Source organism: Micromonospora sp. NBC_00858 (assembly GCF_045207365.1).
Taxonomy (GTDB): domain Bacteria; phylum Actinomycetota; class Actinomycetes; order Mycobacteriales; family Micromonosporaceae; genus Micromonospora.
Genome location: NZ_CP108828.1, coordinates 3,869,139 through 3,884,959 on the forward strand (window position 1 = coordinate 3,869,139; position 15,821 = coordinate 3,884,959).

13 protein-coding genes are annotated in these 15,821 nt (G+C 73.3%); 1 reads left to right on the forward strand and 12 read right to left on the reverse strand.

The genetic code is table 11. The annotated features are described in order from the left end of the window. Window positions 1-83: 83 nt before the first annotated feature. The 8 genes from mltG to OG990_RS18075 all read right to left on the reverse strand — a co-directional run bounded on the left by mltG (window position 84) and on the right by OG990_RS18075 (window position 10,070). Complete coding sequence (mltG, locus tag OG990_RS18040; RefSeq protein WP_406081601.1) at window positions 84-1,283, reverse strand: endolytic transglycosylase MltG; 1,200 nt, start codon at window positions 1,281-1,283, stop codon at window positions 84-86. Continuing rightward, window positions 1,283-1,741: a Holliday junction resolvase RuvX gene (gene ruvX, locus OG990_RS18045; RefSeq protein WP_328414012.1), complete on the reverse strand. Its 459-nt coding sequence runs from the start codon at window positions 1,739-1,741 to the stop codon at window positions 1,283-1,285. Before ruvX ends, mltG begins: the two co-directional genes overlap by 1 nt. Window positions 1,742-1,813: 72 nt before the next feature. Then, complete coding sequence (gene alaS, locus OG990_RS18050; protein ID WP_406081602.1) at window positions 1,814-4,492, reverse strand: alanine--tRNA ligase; 2,679 nt, start codon at window positions 4,490-4,492, stop codon at window positions 1,814-1,816. Continuing rightward, window positions 4,489-4,794 (reverse strand): hypothetical protein, encoded by a 306-nt coding sequence (locus OG990_RS18055; protein ID WP_328414009.1) that lies wholly within the window; start codon window positions 4,792-4,794, stop codon window positions 4,489-4,491. Before OG990_RS18055 ends, alaS begins: the two co-directional genes overlap by 4 nt. 29 nt (window positions 4,795-4,823) lie before the next feature. Further along, entirely contained in the window at window positions 4,824-5,288 is a 465-nt protein-coding gene (locus tag OG990_RS18060) for a DUF948 domain-containing protein (RefSeq protein ID WP_406081603.1), read from the reverse strand. A 151-nt stretch (window positions 5,289-5,439) separates the two neighbouring features. Next, window positions 5,440-6,165: a hypothetical protein gene (locus OG990_RS18065; RefSeq protein ID WP_386992032.1), complete on the reverse strand. Its 726-nt coding sequence runs from the start codon at window positions 6,163-6,165 to the stop codon at window positions 5,440-5,442. 2,078 nt (window positions 6,166-8,243) lie between these two features. Then, window positions 8,244-9,782 carry a replication-associated recombination protein A gene (locus tag OG990_RS18070; protein ID WP_406076313.1) on the reverse strand — a complete coding sequence of 513 codons (1,539 nt, stop codon included), beginning with the start codon at window positions 9,780-9,782 and terminating at the stop codon, window positions 8,244-8,246. Window positions 9,783-9,857: 75 nt separating this feature from the next. Beyond that, window positions 9,858-10,070: a hypothetical protein gene (locus OG990_RS18075; protein ID WP_328414004.1), complete on the reverse strand. Its 213-nt coding sequence runs from the start codon at window positions 10,068-10,070 to the stop codon at window positions 9,858-9,860. 139 nt (window positions 10,071-10,209) lie between these two features. Here OG990_RS18075 and OG990_RS18080 point away from each other — a divergent pair, with 139 nt between their 5' ends. Further along, window positions 10,210-10,950, forward strand: coding sequence for a GNAT family N-acetyltransferase (locus OG990_RS18080; protein WP_406076315.1), 741 nt, complete (start codon window positions 10,210-10,212; stop codon window positions 10,948-10,950). A 49-nt stretch (window positions 10,951-10,999) separates the two neighbouring features. On the opposite strand, the gene OG990_RS18085 is transcribed toward OG990_RS18080, so the two are convergent. The 4 genes from OG990_RS18085 to aspS form a co-directional block, all read right to left on the reverse strand. Further along, window positions 11,000-12,301 (reverse strand): MFS transporter, encoded by a 1,302-nt coding sequence (locus OG990_RS18085; protein ID WP_406076317.1) that lies wholly within the window; start codon window positions 12,299-12,301, stop codon window positions 11,000-11,002. Beyond that, window positions 12,298-12,906, reverse strand: a complete 609-nt coding sequence (locus OG990_RS18090; protein ID WP_406076318.1) for an ArsR/SmtB family transcription factor — start codon at window positions 12,904-12,906, stop codon at window positions 12,298-12,300. The genes OG990_RS18085 and OG990_RS18090 overlap by 4 nt, the downstream gene beginning before the upstream one ends. A 76-nt stretch (window positions 12,907-12,982) precedes the next feature. Beyond that, a complete protein-coding gene (locus tag OG990_RS18095; protein ID WP_406076320.1) occupies window positions 12,983-13,795 on the reverse strand; it encodes a sugar nucleotide-binding protein in 813 nt (270 codons plus the stop codon). 96 nt (window positions 13,796-13,891) lie between these two features. Then, the gene (aspS, locus tag OG990_RS18100) at window positions 13,892-15,697 is read right to left on the reverse strand and encodes an aspartate--tRNA ligase (RefSeq protein ID WP_355605760.1); all 1,806 of its coding nucleotides are present in this window, start codon (window positions 15,695-15,697) and stop codon (window positions 13,892-13,894) included. Between the last annotated feature and the right edge of the window lie 124 nt (window positions 15,698-15,821).

Consider the following 15,821-nt stretch of genomic DNA (forward strand, 5'->3'; position numbering starts at 1 on the left):
TCACGAGCCCCCGTGTGGATGCGCATCATTCCCCCGCCCTGCCGCCCATCTCAGCTCGACCCTACCCGGCAGCGCGGCCGGCCTCAGATGATGCCGGCCTCCCTGGCCTTGGCCTCGTTGCGCTGCTGTTCCTCGTAGGTCTCGGCGAAGGCGGAGTGGCCCTGCTTGTCGATCGCCACGAAGTAGAGCCACTTGCCCGTCGGCGGGTTCATGGCCCCTTCCAGGGCCTGCTTGCCCGGGTTGTTGATCGGGGTGGGGATCAGGCCCCGCAGCTTGCGGTTGTACGGGTTCTTCGGGTCGTCCAGCTCGGACTGCGTCATCTGCGCGGAGGTCTTGGTCGGTTTGCCGATCGACTCCAGGTAGTAGTTGACCGTGACGTCCATCTCCAGGCAGTTGCAGGGGAACTCGCCGTACACCCGGTTGTAGGCCACTCGGGCGACCTTGCCCAGGTCGTCCTTGTTGCCTGCCTCGGCCTGGGCCAGCGAGGCCACGATCAGCGCCTCGTACGGGCTGACCTTGCGTTCCTTCTGCACCCGGTCGGCGAACTTCATCTCGCCGCTCACGGAGAGGAAGTTGTCGACCATCAGCTTGAGGATGCTCTCCGCGGTGGCCTTCGGCGGGATCTCGTACGTGTCCGGGAAGAGGAAGCCCTCGACGGACTTGGGGACCTTCTTGCCGTCCTCGCGCGTGAACCACCAGTCCGGGATGCCGAGCTCCAGCGGGTTCTTCGCGGCGGTCTCGAAGTCCTTGACCGGGATCTTGGTCTTCTCGGAGAGCAGCTTGTAGATGTTCTTGCTGGTACGCCCCTCGGGGATGGTCAACCCGTTGACGATCTTGTTCTTCAGGTCGAGCATCGCGGTGACGGCACTCGCGCCGCTCATCTGCTTCCGCAGCTTGTACGTGCCCGGCTGGATGTTCTTGCTGCGCGAGTTGGCCTCGGCGGCCTCGATGAACGCCTTCTGGCTCTTCACCACGTCGGCGGCGACCAGGGCGTCGGCCATGTCGGCGAGCAACGCGCCGTTCTTGATCTCGACGGTGATCTCGCCGGACCCGGTGCCGTTGTAGTCGGGCGTGACGAAGTAGTTCTGAATCCGGTCGAAACCGTAGAACGCGCCGCCGCCGATGCCGCCCAGCAGGACCAGGGCCATCAGCAGTGCCAGGAACGTCTTGCCCCGGCCCCCGGAACCGGAGCCGCCCTTGCGCTTGCGGACGAAGCTGCGGCGGTGCCGGCCCTTCTCCCCCCGCTCCGGCTCGTCGAACCCAAGGTCCAGATCGTCGATCATTACGTCCGCCTCCGCTGCGCGTCCAGCCAGCTCTGCAGAATTTCCACCGCGGCCGCCTGGTCGACAACCGCTCGTTGACGCTTGCCCCGAACGCCACGCTCAGCAAGCCTACGAGAAGCGACCACGGTCGACATCCTCTCGTCAGTGAGCGTTACCGGGACGGGCGCTATCACATCGACCAGTCGGTCAGCGTACGCCTTCACATGGATGGCTGCCGGGCCGTGTTTGCCGGCCAGATTGACCGGAAGGCCGACGACGACCTGCACGGCCTCATGTTCGGCCACCAGCGCGGCCAGCTCGGCGAGGTCACTGGGCACCGCGTCGGGCGCCGTCGTGAGGTCGCGGGCCAGGGTCACCAGCGGCGTGGCCAGCACGCCGTCCGGATCCGAACGGGACACCCCCACCCGGACCTGACCGACATCCACCCCGATCCGGACCCCGCGCGTCAGCTCAGTCACCGGCGGTCACCCCCGGGACCCGACGAACCAGGGCGGACCGATCGGCCCGCCCTGGTCGAACATGATGAACCATCACGCCTCGGTGATCGCCTTCTCGACGGTGTGTAGCAGGTTCGGCGCCTCGGCCGCCGGCAGGCCGCCACCCTGGGCCAGGTCGGGGCTGCCCCCGCCGCGCCCGGAGAACGCCGCCTTCACCAGGTCCGAGGCGGCCAGGCCCCGGCTGCGGGCGGCCTGGTTGACCGCCACCACCAGGGAGGCCTTGCCGTTCGAGCGGGCCGCCACCGCGACCACCGCCGGCCGGGCCGGGTCGATCTTGCCGCGGATCTCCTGGGCGAGGGTCCGCACATCGTTACCGGCCGCGCCCTCCGGGGCCTCGGTGCCCACGTACGCCACCCCGCGCACGTCCTTGGCCTGCGCGGCGAGCGCCGCCGCTCCGCCCAGCACCAGCTGGGCGCGCAGCTTCTCCAGCTCCTTCTCCGCATCCCGGAGCTGGGTGACGGTCTGCTCGACCCGGTCGGCGACCTGCTCGTTGGGCACCCGGTACAGCTCGGCCAGCCGGGAGACCAGCAGGTGCTCACGGGCCAGGAAGCCGAAGGCGTCCATGCCCACCAGCGCCTCGACCCGACGGACGCCGGAGCCGATCGACGACTCGGAGAGGATCTTCACCAGGCCGAGCTGGGCCGAGCGGGCCACGTGCGTGCCGCCGCAGAGCTCCCGGGCGTAGTCGCCCACCTCGACGACCCGCACCTCTTCGCCGTACTTCTCGCCGAAGAGGGCCATCGCCCCGATCCGCCGCGCCTCGTCCAGCGAGGTGATGAAGGCGTGCACCTCCAGGTCGGCCAGGAGCACCTCGTTGACCTGCTGCTCCACGTCGCGCAGCACGGTCGGCGACACTCCCGTCGGAGTGTTGAAGTCGAACCGCAGCCGACCGGGCGCGTTCAGCGAACCAGCCTGGGTGGCCGAGTCGCCGAGGAAGTTGCGCATGGTCTGGTGCACCAGGTGGGTCGCGGTGTGCGATCGGGAGATCGCCCGCCGCCGGGTGGTGTCGATCTCGGCGTAGCCGGTCTCGCCGGCGCGCACCTCACCCCGGATCACCCGGGCCCGGTGCACGATCAGGCCGGGCACCGGCTGCTGCACGTCGAGCACCTCGACCTGACCGCCGCCCACGGTGATCATGCCCTGGTCGGGCTGCTGGCCACCGCCTTCGGCGTAGAACGGGGTCGTGTCGAGCACCAGCTCGATGGTGTCGCCCTCGGTCGCCGCCTGGCGCGGGCCACCCTCGCCGAGCAGCGCCCGTACCGTCGACTCGCGGGCCACCTCGCTGTACCCGGTGAACGTCACCGGGCCACCCGAGTCCAGCACCGACCGGTACGCCGACACGTCGGTGTGCCCGGTCTTGCGGGCCTGCGCGTCCGCCTTCGCCCGCGTCCGCTGGTCGGCCATCAGCCGGCGGAAGCCCTCGTCGTCGACCGTGAGGCCCTGCTCCGCAGCGATCTCAAGGGTCAGGTCGATCGGAAAGCCGTACGTGTCGTGCAGCTGGAACGCCCTCGCCCCGGACAGCGCCGCGCCACCCGCGGTGCGGGTCTCCGCGATCGCGGTGTCCAGGATCGTGGTGCCGGCGCGCAGGGTGGACAGGAAGGCTTCCTCTTCGGCGTACGCGTACTGCGCGATCCGGTCGAAGTCGGTCGCCAGCTCCGGGTACGACGGCGCCATGCAGTCCCGGGCCACCGGCAACAGCTCGGGCAACGCCCGATCCTGCCAGCCCAGCAGCCGAATCGACCGGATCGCCCGACGCATGATCCGGCGCAGCACGTAGCCACGCCCCTCGTTGCTCGGGGTCACGCCGTCGCCGATCAGCATCAGCGCGGTCCGCACGTGGTCGGCGATCACCCGCAGCCGTACGTCGTCCGGGTGCGACTCGCTGGCCACGTGGCCGGAGTGCGCGCCGTACCGCTTGCCGGTCAGCTCGGCCGCCCGGTCCAGGATCGGCCGGACCTCGTCGATCTCGTAGAGGTTGTCGACGCCCTGCAGGATCGAGGCCATCCGCTCCAGGCCCATGCCGGTGTCGATGTTCTTCGCCGGCAGGTCACCCAGGATCGGGTAGTCGTCCTTCGTCGTGCCCGGACCCCGCTCGAACTGCATGAAGACGAGGTTCCAGAACTCCATGTAGCGGTCCTCGTCGACCGCCGGGCCGCCCTCCCGGCCGTACTCCGGGCCCCGGTCGTAGAACAACTCGGAGCACGGGCCGCACGGCCCGGGAATGCCCATCGACCAGAAGTTGTCGGCCTTGCCCCGGCGGACGATCCGAGCGGCCGGCACCCCCACCGACCGCCAGATCTCGAACGCCTCGTCGTCGTCGAGATAGACGGTCGGCCAGACGCGCTCCGGGTCGAGGCCGTAGCCGCCCTGGTCCTGTGGCTTGGTGACCAGGTCCCACGCGAGAGGAATCGCGCCGTCCTTGAAGTAGTCGCCGAAGGAGAAGTTGCCGTTCATCTGGAAGAACGTGCCGTGCCGGCTGGTCTTGCCGACCTCATCGATGTCCGGGGTACGGATGCACTTCTGCACGCTGACCGCCCGCTGGTACGGCGCGCGCTGCTGACCGAGGAAGTAGGGGACGAACTGCACCATGCCGGCGTTGACGAACAGCAGGTTCGGGTCACTGATGGCGGGCAGCGGAGCGGACGGCACCACGGCGTGGCCATTCGCCTCGAAGTGCGCGAGGTACCGCCGCTTGATTTCCGCCGTCTTCATCGCTGGTGTTCCTCCGGAAAGATGTATCGATCGCCGATCCGCGGGTCTTCCCGCAGCTCGGCGAACTGGTCGTCGAACGCCTCGCCCTGGGCGAACGCCTGGTGGATCTCCTGCTCGCGTTCGGCCATCCCGACGCGGACGTCCTCCACGAAGCTACGCAGCGATTCGACCAGCCCGCCAGCGGATTCCGACAACGTGCTCGCGATGCCGGCCGGGGTGTACGCCTGCGCGGTCCGGGTCGCCTTGCGGACCACCACCACGCCGACGGCGAGCCCGATGCCCAACCAGAACAATCGCCTCATGTCTCGCTACCTCCTGGTGCGCCGGCCGGTCAGCGGTTGCCGCGCCGGGCGGCCCGCCGCTGCTGCTTGATGGTGTCGCGCACCTCGCGCTCGGTCTCGGCGTGCCGGCGGCTGGCCGCGGCCTTGCGCACGCTGTAGCCGAACGCGGCTACCTTGACCAGCGGGTTCGCGGCCGCGGCAGAGACCACGGTGGTCAGGTTGGCGACGTTGGCGGTGATGTTCTGCGCGTGGCTGGTCATGGTGTCGACCTTCGCCAACTGGAGGTTCACGCCGTCGAGCGAGGTCTGCACCTGCTCCAGGGCGGTGTTGACGTTCTTCACCGTGGTGTTCACGTCACCGAGCAGCGGCGCGGTCCGATCGTTGAGGTCGTTGATCATCCGGGTGGTGGCGTCCACCGTGTGCCGCAGCCGCAGGATGGGCAGCGTCAGGATGAGCACCAGCACCGCGAACGCGCACGCCGCGATCAGCGCCGCAACCGCTCCAATGTCGCCCACGCCTGTCCTCCTCAAGCAGAGTTCCGGGGACCCGACGTCCCCGGAACGCACAACCGTGGTACCCGTACCGGGGCCCACCGAACCGTCACCGATCAACGGCAGCGGACGGGCCTACCAGCCCCAGACCCTACCGTCCGTGATGGAAACCGGCTCACGACGGTGAGGGTGTCAACTCACCCAGCGGGTCCGCGCTGACTGTCGGGAACGGATCCTCTCCGGTCAGTGACGGATCGGTGCTCGGCTGTGGCTTGGTCCGCTCGTCATCGATCGCGTTGCGCACCTTCACCGATACCAACGAGCCGGCGCACTCCGCCGCAGCGGCCGACGGGCCGGGAGACGGCACGATCGCCGGCTCGCCGTCGACCGGCGGCGGCACGCAGGTCGGCTCGCGCACCCACAGGTCGAGAGTCAGCTCGTCGCGACGCCAGCAGGTGTAGCTCCCCTTCGTCTCCTGCTCGGGGCAGCGGGTCACCTTCCACGGTTGCCAGCCGTCCTGTCGCAGCGCGTTCTCGTAGACCCCCGCCGTCTCCTCCGGCGACTTCTCCGAGGTGACGGTGCGCTCGCGCAGTCGACAGTCGAGCAGGCACCAACGACTGCCGCTGACCTCGTCGACCGTCTTCGCCGCGGCCCAGCCGGGCACGTTCAGCTGGTCCAGGTTGTCGAAGACCGGGTCCCGGCTCAGCGTACGGATGCCGAAGAAGAGCGGCACCGCGCCGAGCAGGACGACGCTGACCAGCGCCAGCACCGCCGCCCGCAGCCGGCGCCGCTCGCGCAACTGCCGGCGCAGCTCGGACCGGGCGCCCGGGGCGGCGCCGTCGTCGTCGGGCACGTCCTGGCCGGCTGGGCGCAGCGCGGGCCCGTCGGCCGGCGCGGGCACCGGCCGGTCCACCGGTCCGCCCGCGGTGGGCACCACGGCGGCGGCCCGGGCCACACCGACCGGCTCGCCGGGGCGGCCGGGCGGCGGCACGGGTGCGACACCGGAGGGCTCGGGACGACCGGGCTCCCGGTTCGGTGGCAGGGCACGGCCGGCGGCGCGATCGGCCGGCGCGGGTCGAACGGCCGGCGCACCGCCGCGGGCCACCGCGGGAGCTCCGGGACCGGTGCCGGGCTCGCCGCTCACGGGTGGGTGCACGGCGCCAGCGGGGCGGACGGCGGCGCGAGCCGGACCGTCCGGGCGCTGCCGGGGCGGGCCGTCCGGGCCGATGCCCGGTGGGACGGCGGCACGGGCCGGGCCGTCCGGGCGGGCGGCGCCACGGGCAGTGGTCTCGGCACCCGGGCCGGGCCGGGATGGCCCGTCGGGACCACGGTGTCCGGCGCCGGTGGCCGGCGCGTCGCCGGGGGCGGGCCGGGCACGACCGGGCGGGGTGGAGCGGGCGGCGCCGCGGGCCGGTGCGCCCGGACCGGCGGCACCGCCACCGGGCGCGGGTCGCCCGCCGCCGGCGGGACCGGCGTACGGGTCGTCGCCACGGTCGCCCGTCGCGCCGGGCCGGACGGCACGGCGACCGGTGGGGGCGTCCGCGGCCGGGTCGGCCGGCGGCCCGGCGGGCCGGCGACCGGTGCCGCGCTCCGCGGCCGGGTCCGGCACGGCGAGCCGGCCGGGCGAGTGGTCGGTGAGGTCACCCGCACCTACGGGCGGCCCAGGACGGCGGCCGGCCGGCGGCGGGGTGCCACCGCGCCGGTTGACCACCGGCAGGGCGGGGTCGGTGTGCGGCAGGCGGCCTGCCTGGCGCAGCCAGTCGGCCGGCCGCTCCGGGCGGTCGGTCCGGGGCTCGCCGCCGGCCGGAGCGCGGCGCTCCTGCTCGTCCGGGACCGTCCGGCGGCGCCCGGTGCCGTCGGCCGGACCGATGGTCGGCGCGGCGCCGGTGTGGCCGGACGCGTCGGGCACCGCCGGGGCGTTGCCCGAACGGGGCACCACCGGCTCGTCGGGTTCGGCCGCGCGGCGGTGCCCGCCGGAGGACGAGCGGGCGCGGTCGGCCGGCCCATGGCCGGACGTCTCCGTCGCGCCGGGGTCGACTGTGCCCGGGCGACGCCGGGCGTTCCGCGGATCACGGTCGACGGCGGGGTCGGGTCGCAGTCCACCGGGGACCGGCGGTACGGCACCGGTCGACGCCGCGTCGAAGCGGGTCCCGCCGGGGGCGGTGGGTGAACCGGCGGCCCGCGCCGGATCGGTCGTACGCCGACCGGCGGGCCCGCCGTCGGTGGGCAGTGGACGGCCGGGCTCGGTGGTCTCCGGGCCGGGTCTGCGACCCAACGGCCCGGCGTCGGGCCGGCGTAGCGGCGGCATCGCGTCCGCTCGACCCGATGGGGGGACGGCGGCCGGGCGGCGACCGGTCGGTGCGCCGGTGCCCGGCGGGCCGGCGGGCGGGCCGGCCGGGGCAGCGCCCGGGCGGGGCCGGGCCGGGCCGGCCGGTACGCCCGAGGTCGGGGGTCCGGGTGGGCCTGCCGGCTCGCCACCGGCCGGGCGGGCGGCGGTGGGAGGCGCGAGCGGCGGCCCGGCGGCGCGAGGGCCGCTGCCGGGTGCCGGCTGTGCCCCGCGGCGGGCCGGCTGGCCCGGGGCGGGGACTCCGGGGCCGGCGGCCCGGGGTCGGTCGGCGGGTGGCCGCTCGTCCGGGCGGCGGCCCGGCGGCGGAGCGTCGCCCGGCCATGGTCCGCCGGCCGGCCGGCGCGCGGCGGGACCGTCCGGGTCACCACGGTGCGGGGTGGGTGGCACCGGGCCGTCCGGCGGCACCGGGGCGCCCCCGCGTGGCCCTGCGGGCTCTACCGCGGCCCCGTCGGGGCCAAGCTCGGAACGTTGCTGCTTGGCCGACCGCAGGTCGTCGATCCAGCCGAACTCCTCGCCGGCTACCGGCTCCTCCGGCTCGGCCTCGGCCCGGCCTCGACCCCAGCGGCGGCCCTTGGCGCGGGGATCGCGCCGCTCATCCGGGCCCTCGTCCGGGCGGTCCGCACCACGCGACTTCACTGTTGACCCTCTCCTGCGGCGTTGGTGCCGCTGTCTTGCATCGTGCCGGGACCGCCCGTGCCCGTCGTCGGGCGACCGTTCTCGTCGGCAAGCGCCGGCCCGTTCTGCGCCGTTACGGGCGGCCCGGCCGGCGGGGCCTCCGGGCGGGCGGGCGGGGCCGGCAGCCCTCGCACGATCCCGCGCAGCAGCGGCAGCCGGGTGGCCACCGACCGCTCCGCCCCGTGCGGGCTGGGCCGGTAGTAGTCGGTGCCCACCAGGTCGTCCGGGACGTACTGCTGGGTGACCACGCCACGCTGGTCGTCGTGCGGGTAGCGGTAGCCGGTGCCATGGCCCAGCCCTCGGGCGCCGGCGTAGTGCGCGTCGCGCAGCCCGCGCGGCACCGGGCCGCCCCGGCCGGACCGCACGTCGGCGATCGCGGCGCCGATGGCAGTGGTGGCCGAGTTCGACTTGGGCGCGGTGGCCAGGTGGATCACCGCCTGGGCAAGGTTGAGCTGCGCTTCGGGCAGCCCGACGTACTCGACGGCGTGCGCGGCGGCGGTGGCCACGCTCAACGCGCCGGGGTCGGCCATGCCCACGTCCTCGCTGGCGAAGATGACCAGCCGGCGGGCGATGAACCGGGCGTCCTCCCCGGCGACCAGCATCCGGGCCAGCCAGTGCACCGCGGCGTCCACGTCCGAGCCGCGCATGCTCTTGATGAACGCGCTGACCACGTCGTAGTGGGCGTCGCCGTCGCGGTCGTAGCGCACCGCCGCCACGTCGACCGCCTGCTCGGCGGTGGCGAGGTCGATCCGGCTCGCGCCGAGCGCCGTGGCGGAGGCCGCCGCCGCCTCCAGTGCGGTCAGCGCCTTGCGAACGTCGCCGGACGCGAGCCGGACCAGGTGGTCCTCGGCCTCGTCGGCCAGGGTGAGCGTGCCGCCCAGGCCACGCTCGTCGGTCACCGCACGGCGCAGCAGACTGCGCACCGCCTCGTCGTCCAGCGGTTGCAGGGTGAGCAGCACGCAGCGTGACAGCAGTGGGGAGATGACCGAGAAGTACGGGTTTTCGGTGGTCGCCGCCAGCAACGTGACCGTACGGTCCTCGACGGCGGCGAGCAGCGAATCCTGCTGAGTCTTGCTGAACCGGTGCACCTCGTCGATGAAGAGCACGGTCTGCGGGCCGCCCGAGCGGCGCTGCCGGCGGGCCGCCTCGATCACCGCGCGGACGTCCTTGACGCCGGCGGAGAGCGCCGACATGGCCACGAACCGGCGGTCGGTGGCCCCGGCCACCAGGTGCGCGATGGTGGTCTTGCCGCTGCCCGGCGGTCCCCAGAGGATGACCGACATCGGGGCGCCGCCGGAGACCAGTTGCCGCAGCGGCGCGCCGGGGGCGAGCAGGTGGGCCTGCCCGATCAGCTCGTCGAGGGTCGCCGGGCGCATCCGGACGGGCAGGGGCGAATCGGCTGCTACCGGAGTGAAGCCGTCGACACTGGCGGAACCGTCGGGCGCGCTGCGCGACCCGGCGGGTGCACCGAGGGAGAAGAGGGCGTCGGACTCCATCACGAAGACAGTACCGGGCCGTGCCCGCGACGCCGGAATCGCGCCGCGGGCCGGGCCACTGGTGATCGGTTCCGGTCAGCCGCGACCGGGGCGCCGGCCCCTGTACCAGCGGCCGCCGCCACCGCCGCGCGGGCCGTTGCCCACGCCGCCCAGGTAGAGCGAGAGCAGGAACAAACCGAGGAGCACGAGCGTGTTCCAGTTGAACAGGTCCGGCGCTCCGAAGTTGGTGTCGAGCAGGTCGATCAGCAGGGCAAAGCCGAAGACAATGGCGGCCAGAATGGCGAGCATGTCGGTCCTCCGGTGGGGGTTCCCAGTAGGTCGGCCCCGGATGTACCCAATCGGTCGACTCGTCAATCTCCACGATGGATTCGGCCTGGCCGTGGCGGCCCGGCGCAAGCGTTCGACCCCCGGCTCCTAGGCTGGTCGCATGATCATCGACGACCAGGTGGTCCTGGACCGGACCGCCATCCTGGCCGCCGTCGGCCACCACCCGTTCGCCCGGCACGCACTCGGGCGGGGCGCGCCGGCGCGCGGCTACCGGCGCGACGGCACCGTGCTGTGGTTGGTGCCGCCCGAGCACGGGCCGGCCGGCTGCGCGATCGGCCCGGCCGGGCCGGCGATCGAGGTCTGTGTCGCGCTGGTCGCCGACGGGATGCTGCGCCCGGGGCAGCGGCTGCACCTACCCCGGCACGATCCCGCCCTGCTGGCGGGCCGGCTGGCGGTGACCCGGCACGACGACTGGGACTTCCACTGGACCGACACGCCACCACCGGCACAGGCGGACGAGCTGCGGGTGGTACGACTCGCCAAGGCCGACCATCCGGCGCTGGAGGCGCTGATCGACGAGGCGTTCCCGAGCACCACCGCCCGCCCGGGAGACGCAGAGGTGGTGGACTGGTACGGCATCCGGGTCGGCGGCCGGCTGGTGGCGTGCGGCGCGGACCGCAGCCGGGGCGACATCGGGTTCCTCGCCGGCCTGACCGTCGCCCCCGACCAGCGGGGTCGGGGGCTGGGCGCGGCGCTGACCGCCGGGATGACCCGGGCGCTGCTGGCCCGCTACGACACGGTCGGGCTCGGCGTCTACACGGACAACGTCGGGGCGGCACGGCTCTACCGGCGGCTCGGCTTCACCGAAACCCTTCCGCTCAGCTCGCTACGGCTGGGCTGAGCGGGAGGGTTCCGCTGGAATCGCCGCGGGTAGCGGAAGGGCGTCCGTCCTAACGCCCGGCGGTCTGCGGCTCGGTGGGTTCGGGTACCGCGGGCGGGTCGGCGGTATCCGCCGCGGGCCGACGGCCGGCCCGCCATGCCGGCAGGTAGAGCGGGGCGGCGATGGCCAGCACGACCGCGCCGACGACCATGGCGGTGCTGATGCTGGTGGCGGCGGCGAGCGCGGTCAGGGCCACCCCGCCGAGCGCGCCGGCCGGCTGCGCCATCATCGAGTTCAGCGAGAGCACGCTGGTCCGGTACGGGCCGTCGACCTGCCGGTGCAGCAGCCCGCTGTGCAGCGGGTTGGACGCGCCGTGCACGGTGTAGCAGGCCAGGTAGGCCACGAGCACCCCGACCGGCCCGGCGAAGAGGCCCATCCCGACCACCGTGACGCCCTGCAGGATGCGCAGCAGAGCCGCGCCCGGCGCAGCGCCGGGCCAGCGCAGCAGCAGCGGGGTCAGCGCCGCGCCGGCCGCCGAGGCGAGCCAGGCGGCCGAGTTGGCCGGGCCGAGCAGCGCGGCGGCCCGTTCCGGGTCGCCGACCACCTCGGCGAGCCGGACCGGCAGCAGCGACTCGAAGGTGATCATGCCGAAGCCCCAGAACAGCTCCACCGACACCAAGGCAAGCAGCACCCGCGAGCGACGCAGTAGCCCGACGGCCTCGCCGATCATCCGGGGCGCCTGTGACACCGAGGCCCGCAGCGCCGCGACGCCGGTGGCCGGCCGCTGCTCCACCAGCAGGACGACCAGCGCGACCAGTGCCGCCGACTGGGCGACGACGGCGGCCAGCACGGGCACCGTGAGCGCGCTGACCGGTCCGATCGGGCCCAGCGCGACCAGGCCACCGCCGAGCAGCGCGCCGGCGCCGATGGCCACGCCGCTGACGGTGCCGGCGTGCCCGAGGCCCCGTTCGTACTCGGCCTCGGGGTCGGCGGCCAGGGTGGCATCGACGTACCAGGACTCCAGCGGGCCGCTGTCCAACGCCCGGTAGACCCCCTGCAACGCCCAGACCAGGAAGAACATCCAGAACGAGTCGGCCACCGCGAACAGTGACAGCGAGACGAGGTTGAGCGTCCCGGCGGCGAGCAGCACCGGGCGGCGGCCGAGGGCGTCGGCGAGCCCGCCGGTGGGCAGCTCCAGCGCGAGCACCAGCAGCCCCTGCGCGGTGAAGACCAGGCCGATCTGCGGCAGCGACAGGCCGCGCTCCTGCATGAGCAGGATCATCACCGGGATCATCAGGCCGGTCGGCAGCCAGCGCAGGCCGTAGAGCGTCAGGTAGCGACGCCGGACCTGGCGTACGGTCAGCGTGCTCATCGGGGCCCTTCCAGCAACGGGTAGGCGGCCAGGAAGACCTGCACGGGGCGGGCCTGCGGATCAGCGGGGTCGACGAGGCCGGCCTCGCGGTTGTACCGCTCCAGCACCTGCCACACCTCCGCCTGGAGCGCCTTCAGCCGGTCTGGCGGGATCGTCATGAAGATGTCGCCCATGCCGATGGCGTCCCGCCAGGCGGGGGACCACTCGTGCTGAATGGCGAACCAGCGTTCGGCGTGCTCGACGAGAAGGCGTACCTGGTCGCCCTGGATCCACTCGATCGCAGCCCGGGCGTCGGGGTCGTCGTCGAAGTCGGTCGGCTCCCAGTTCGTGACGTCGTGTGCGGCCTGCCACCAGCGCTGCCGGCCGCTGCCCCGGTCGGGGTCCTCGGTCACCAGCCCCACCTCGGCGAGCTGGCGCAAGTGGTAACTGGTCGCGCCGGTGTTGGTGCTGAGCAGCTCCGCCAGGGTGGTGGCGGTGGCGGGCCCGTTCACCCGCAGTGCCCCGAGCAGCCGCATCCGAAGCGGGTGCGCCAGCACCCGGACCTGCCGCTTGTCGATCCGTACCTCACGCGGCGCCGGTCTCGGCGTCTCTCCGTCGTTCGCCATGACTGCACAATAACTCTGCACACTTCCTATGCACAACTCTTGTGCATAGGAAGTGTGCAACTGCGGGGCGGTCGGCTCAGCGAGCCAGGATCTCGCGCACGCCGCGTAGCCGGGTACGCAGCAGGCCGGCAGCCCGGGTGGAGTCCAGGCGTACGTCGGTGGGGCCGACCACACCGGCGGCGGTGCTGGTGGTGGTCTTCAGGCCGGCCGCGTCCAGGTCGAACCGCTCGGCGACCAGCAGGCCCAGCTCGGCGCGGCTGACCGCGTCCGGACCGGCCACGTTGAGCGGGCCGGCGTACGCGCTGTCGACCAGCTCCAGAACGGCGGCGGCCAGGTCGGTGACGTCGACCGGGCAGCGGATCTGGTCGGTGAACAGGGTGGCCCGGCCGGCGAGCGCGTCCCGGGAGAGCTGGATCTGCTTACTGCCCTCCCCCAGGATCAGCGACGTACGTACCAGTGCCGCGCCGGGGTCGACCACTCGCACGGCAGTCTCGGCCGCGGCCTTCGCGGCGCCGTACGCGTTCACCGGCGTCGGCGGGTCGTCGTCGGCGTACGGCTCGGGCCGGCCGGCGTGCAGCGCGTCGCTGGACACGTGCACCAGACGGGCGGCCACCTCGGCTGCCGCGACCGCCACATACGCGGCCCCGTCGGCGGTCACCGTCCAGTCGTCGTACCGGTAGGGGGTGGAGACCACCGCGTCCGGACGCACCTCGGCGACCAGCGCGCGCACGGCGGCCCGGTCGGTCACGTCCAGCCGGCGCACCGTGACGCCCGGCGCGCTGATGTCGCCGGAGTGGCACGTCCCCACCACCGACCAGCCGGCGTCCACCGCCCGCCGACACACCTCACGCCCGAGAAACCCACTCGCCCCCACCACGAGCACCCGCATGTCACCACTCCCCCGCCAACGATCAAGAGGTTTGCGTCACCTCGCCGGGGCGAGCATGACGCAAACCTCTTGATCAACCAAGCAGGTGGGCGGCGGTCAGACCGGGTCGGCTACCGGGGCGGCCGGGCCCGCAGTGCCGGTGTGGGCGGTGGCTGGGGGCTTCGGCTTGGCGTCGATGCCGGCCTCGGTGCGCTGCTGGGCGGTGATCGGCGTCGGCGCGCCGGTCAGCGGGTCGAAGCCGCCCCGGGTCTTCGGGAAGGCGATCACCTCGCGGATGGAGTCCGCGCCGGCCAGCAGCATGCAGACCCGGTCCCAGCCGAAGGCGATGCCGCCGTGCGGCGGGGCGCCGTACTTGAACGCCTCCAGCAGGAAGCCGAACTTGTCCTGCGCCTCCTCCGGGGTGATGCCGAGCAGATCGAAGACCCGCTTCTGCACGTCACCCCGGTGGATACGGATCGACCCGCCGCCGATCTCGTTGCCGTTGCAGACGATGTCGTACGCGTACGCCAGAGCCCGGTCCGGCGCCTCCTCGAACCGGTCCACCCACTCCGAGTTGGGCGAGGTGAACGGGTGGTGCACGGCCGTCCAGCCGCCCTCGTCGGTGCGCTCGAACATCGGCGCGTCGACCACCCAGCAGAACGCCCAGGCGCTCTCGTCGATCAGCCCGGCCCGCTTGGCGATCTCGATGCGGGCCGCGCCGAGCAGCTCCTGCGCCTCCCGGGTGGTGTTGCTGGCGGCGAAGAAGACCGCGTCGCCCGGCTTGGCGCCGACCGCGTCGGCAAGCCCGCCCAGGTGCTCGGCGGAGAGGTTCTTGGCCACCGGGCCGCGCGCCTCGCCGGTCTCGGCGTCCAGCACCACGTACGCCAGGCCACGCGCGCCACGCGCCTTGGCCCAGTCCTGCCAGCCGTCGAGCTCCTTGCGGCTCTGCGCCGCTCCGCCCGGCATCACCACCGCGCCGACGTAGCCGCCCGCGTCGATCGCCCCGGCGAAGACCCGGAACTCGGTGCCGCGCAGGTAGTCGGTCAGCTCGGTCAGTTCCACGCCGTAGCGCAGGTCCGGCTTGTCGGAGCCGTACCGGGCCATCGCGTCGTGCCAGGTGATCCGCGGGATGGGTCGGGTGATCTCGTGCCCGGCCAGGTCCTTCCAGAGCGCCGAGACGATCGCCTCGCCGAGGTCGATCACGTCGTCCTCGGTCACGAAGGACATCTCGATGTCGAGCTGGGTGAACTCCGGCTGCCGGTCGGCGCGGAAGTCCTCGTCCCGGTAGCAGCGGGCGATCTGGTAGTACCGCTCCATGCCGCCGACCATCAGCAGCTGCTTGAACAGCTGCGGCGACTGCGGCAGGGCGTACCAGCTGCCGGGCTGGAGGCGGACCGGCACCAGGAAGTCGCGGGCGCCCTCGGGCGTCGAGCGGGTCAGCGTCGGCGTCTCGATCTCCAGGAAGTCCCGCTCGTGCAGCACGCCCCGGGCAAGGTGGCTGGCGCGCGAGCGCAGCCGCAGCGCGTTCGCCGGGCCACTGCGGCGCAGGTCCAGGTAGCGGTACTTGAGCCGGATGTCGTCACCGGCCTCGACCTGGTCGTCCACTGGCAGCGGCAGCGGGGCCGCCTCGGAGAGCACCTCCAACTCGACGGCGGTCACCTCGACGTCACCGGTGGGCAGCTCCGGGTTCTCGTTGCCGGCCGGCCGGCGGGTCACCTCGCCGGTGACCTTCACGCAGAACTCGTTGCGCAGCGCGTGCGCGTCCTCTTCCCGGAACACCACCTGGACCACGCCGGAGCCGTCGCGCAGATCGACGAAGATGACGCCGCCGTGGTCGCGTCGGCGGGCCACCCACCCGGCGAGCGTCACCGTCGCGCCGGCGTCCGTCGCGCGCAGGCTTCCGGCATTGTGGGTACGGATCACGGCTGCCAACTCCTCATCGTGGAACAGTCCTCACCGGCATTCTGTCAGGGGCGGCCGGCCTCCTTTGGGGGCACCCGGCAGGCCGGAGCGATTCGCCGGTGGGCAGACGGACGAACCGTGCTCG

Bases quoted from the DNA above. Each gene is read 5' to 3' on its own strand.
- OG990_RS18075 (WP_328414004.1), bottom strand. From the start codon at position 10,070: ATGCTCGCCATTCTGGCCGCCATTGTCTTCGGCTTTGCCCTGCTGATC.
- OG990_RS18055 (WP_328414009.1), bottom strand. From the start codon at position 4,794: ATGAGGCGATTGTTCTGGTTGGGCATCGGGCTCGCCGTCGGCGTGGTG.
- OG990_RS18080 (WP_406076315.1), top strand. From the start codon at position 10,210: ATGATCATCGACGACCAGGTGGTCCTGGACCGGACCGCCATCCTGGCC.
- OG990_RS18090 (WP_406076318.1), bottom strand. From the start codon at position 12,906: ATGGCGAACGACGGAGAGACGCCGAGACCGGCGCCGCGTGAGGTACGG.
- OG990_RS18085 (WP_406076317.1), bottom strand. From the start codon at position 12,301: ATGAGCACGCTGACCGTACGCCAGGTCCGGCGTCGCTACCTGACGCTC.
- mltG (WP_406081601.1), bottom strand. From the start codon at position 1,283: ATGATCGACGATCTGGACCTTGGGTTCGACGAGCCGGAGCGGGGGGAG.
- OG990_RS18070 (WP_406076313.1), bottom strand. From the start codon at position 9,782: ATGGAGTCCGACGCCCTCTTCTCCCTCGGTGCACCCGCCGGGTCGCGC.
- alaS (WP_406081602.1), bottom strand. From the start codon at position 4,492: ATGAAGACGGCGGAAATCAAGCGGCGGTACCTCGCGCACTTCGAGGCG.
- OG990_RS18095 (WP_406076320.1), bottom strand. From the start codon at position 13,795: ATGCGGGTGCTCGTGGTGGGGGCGAGTGGGTTTCTCGGGCGTGAGGTG.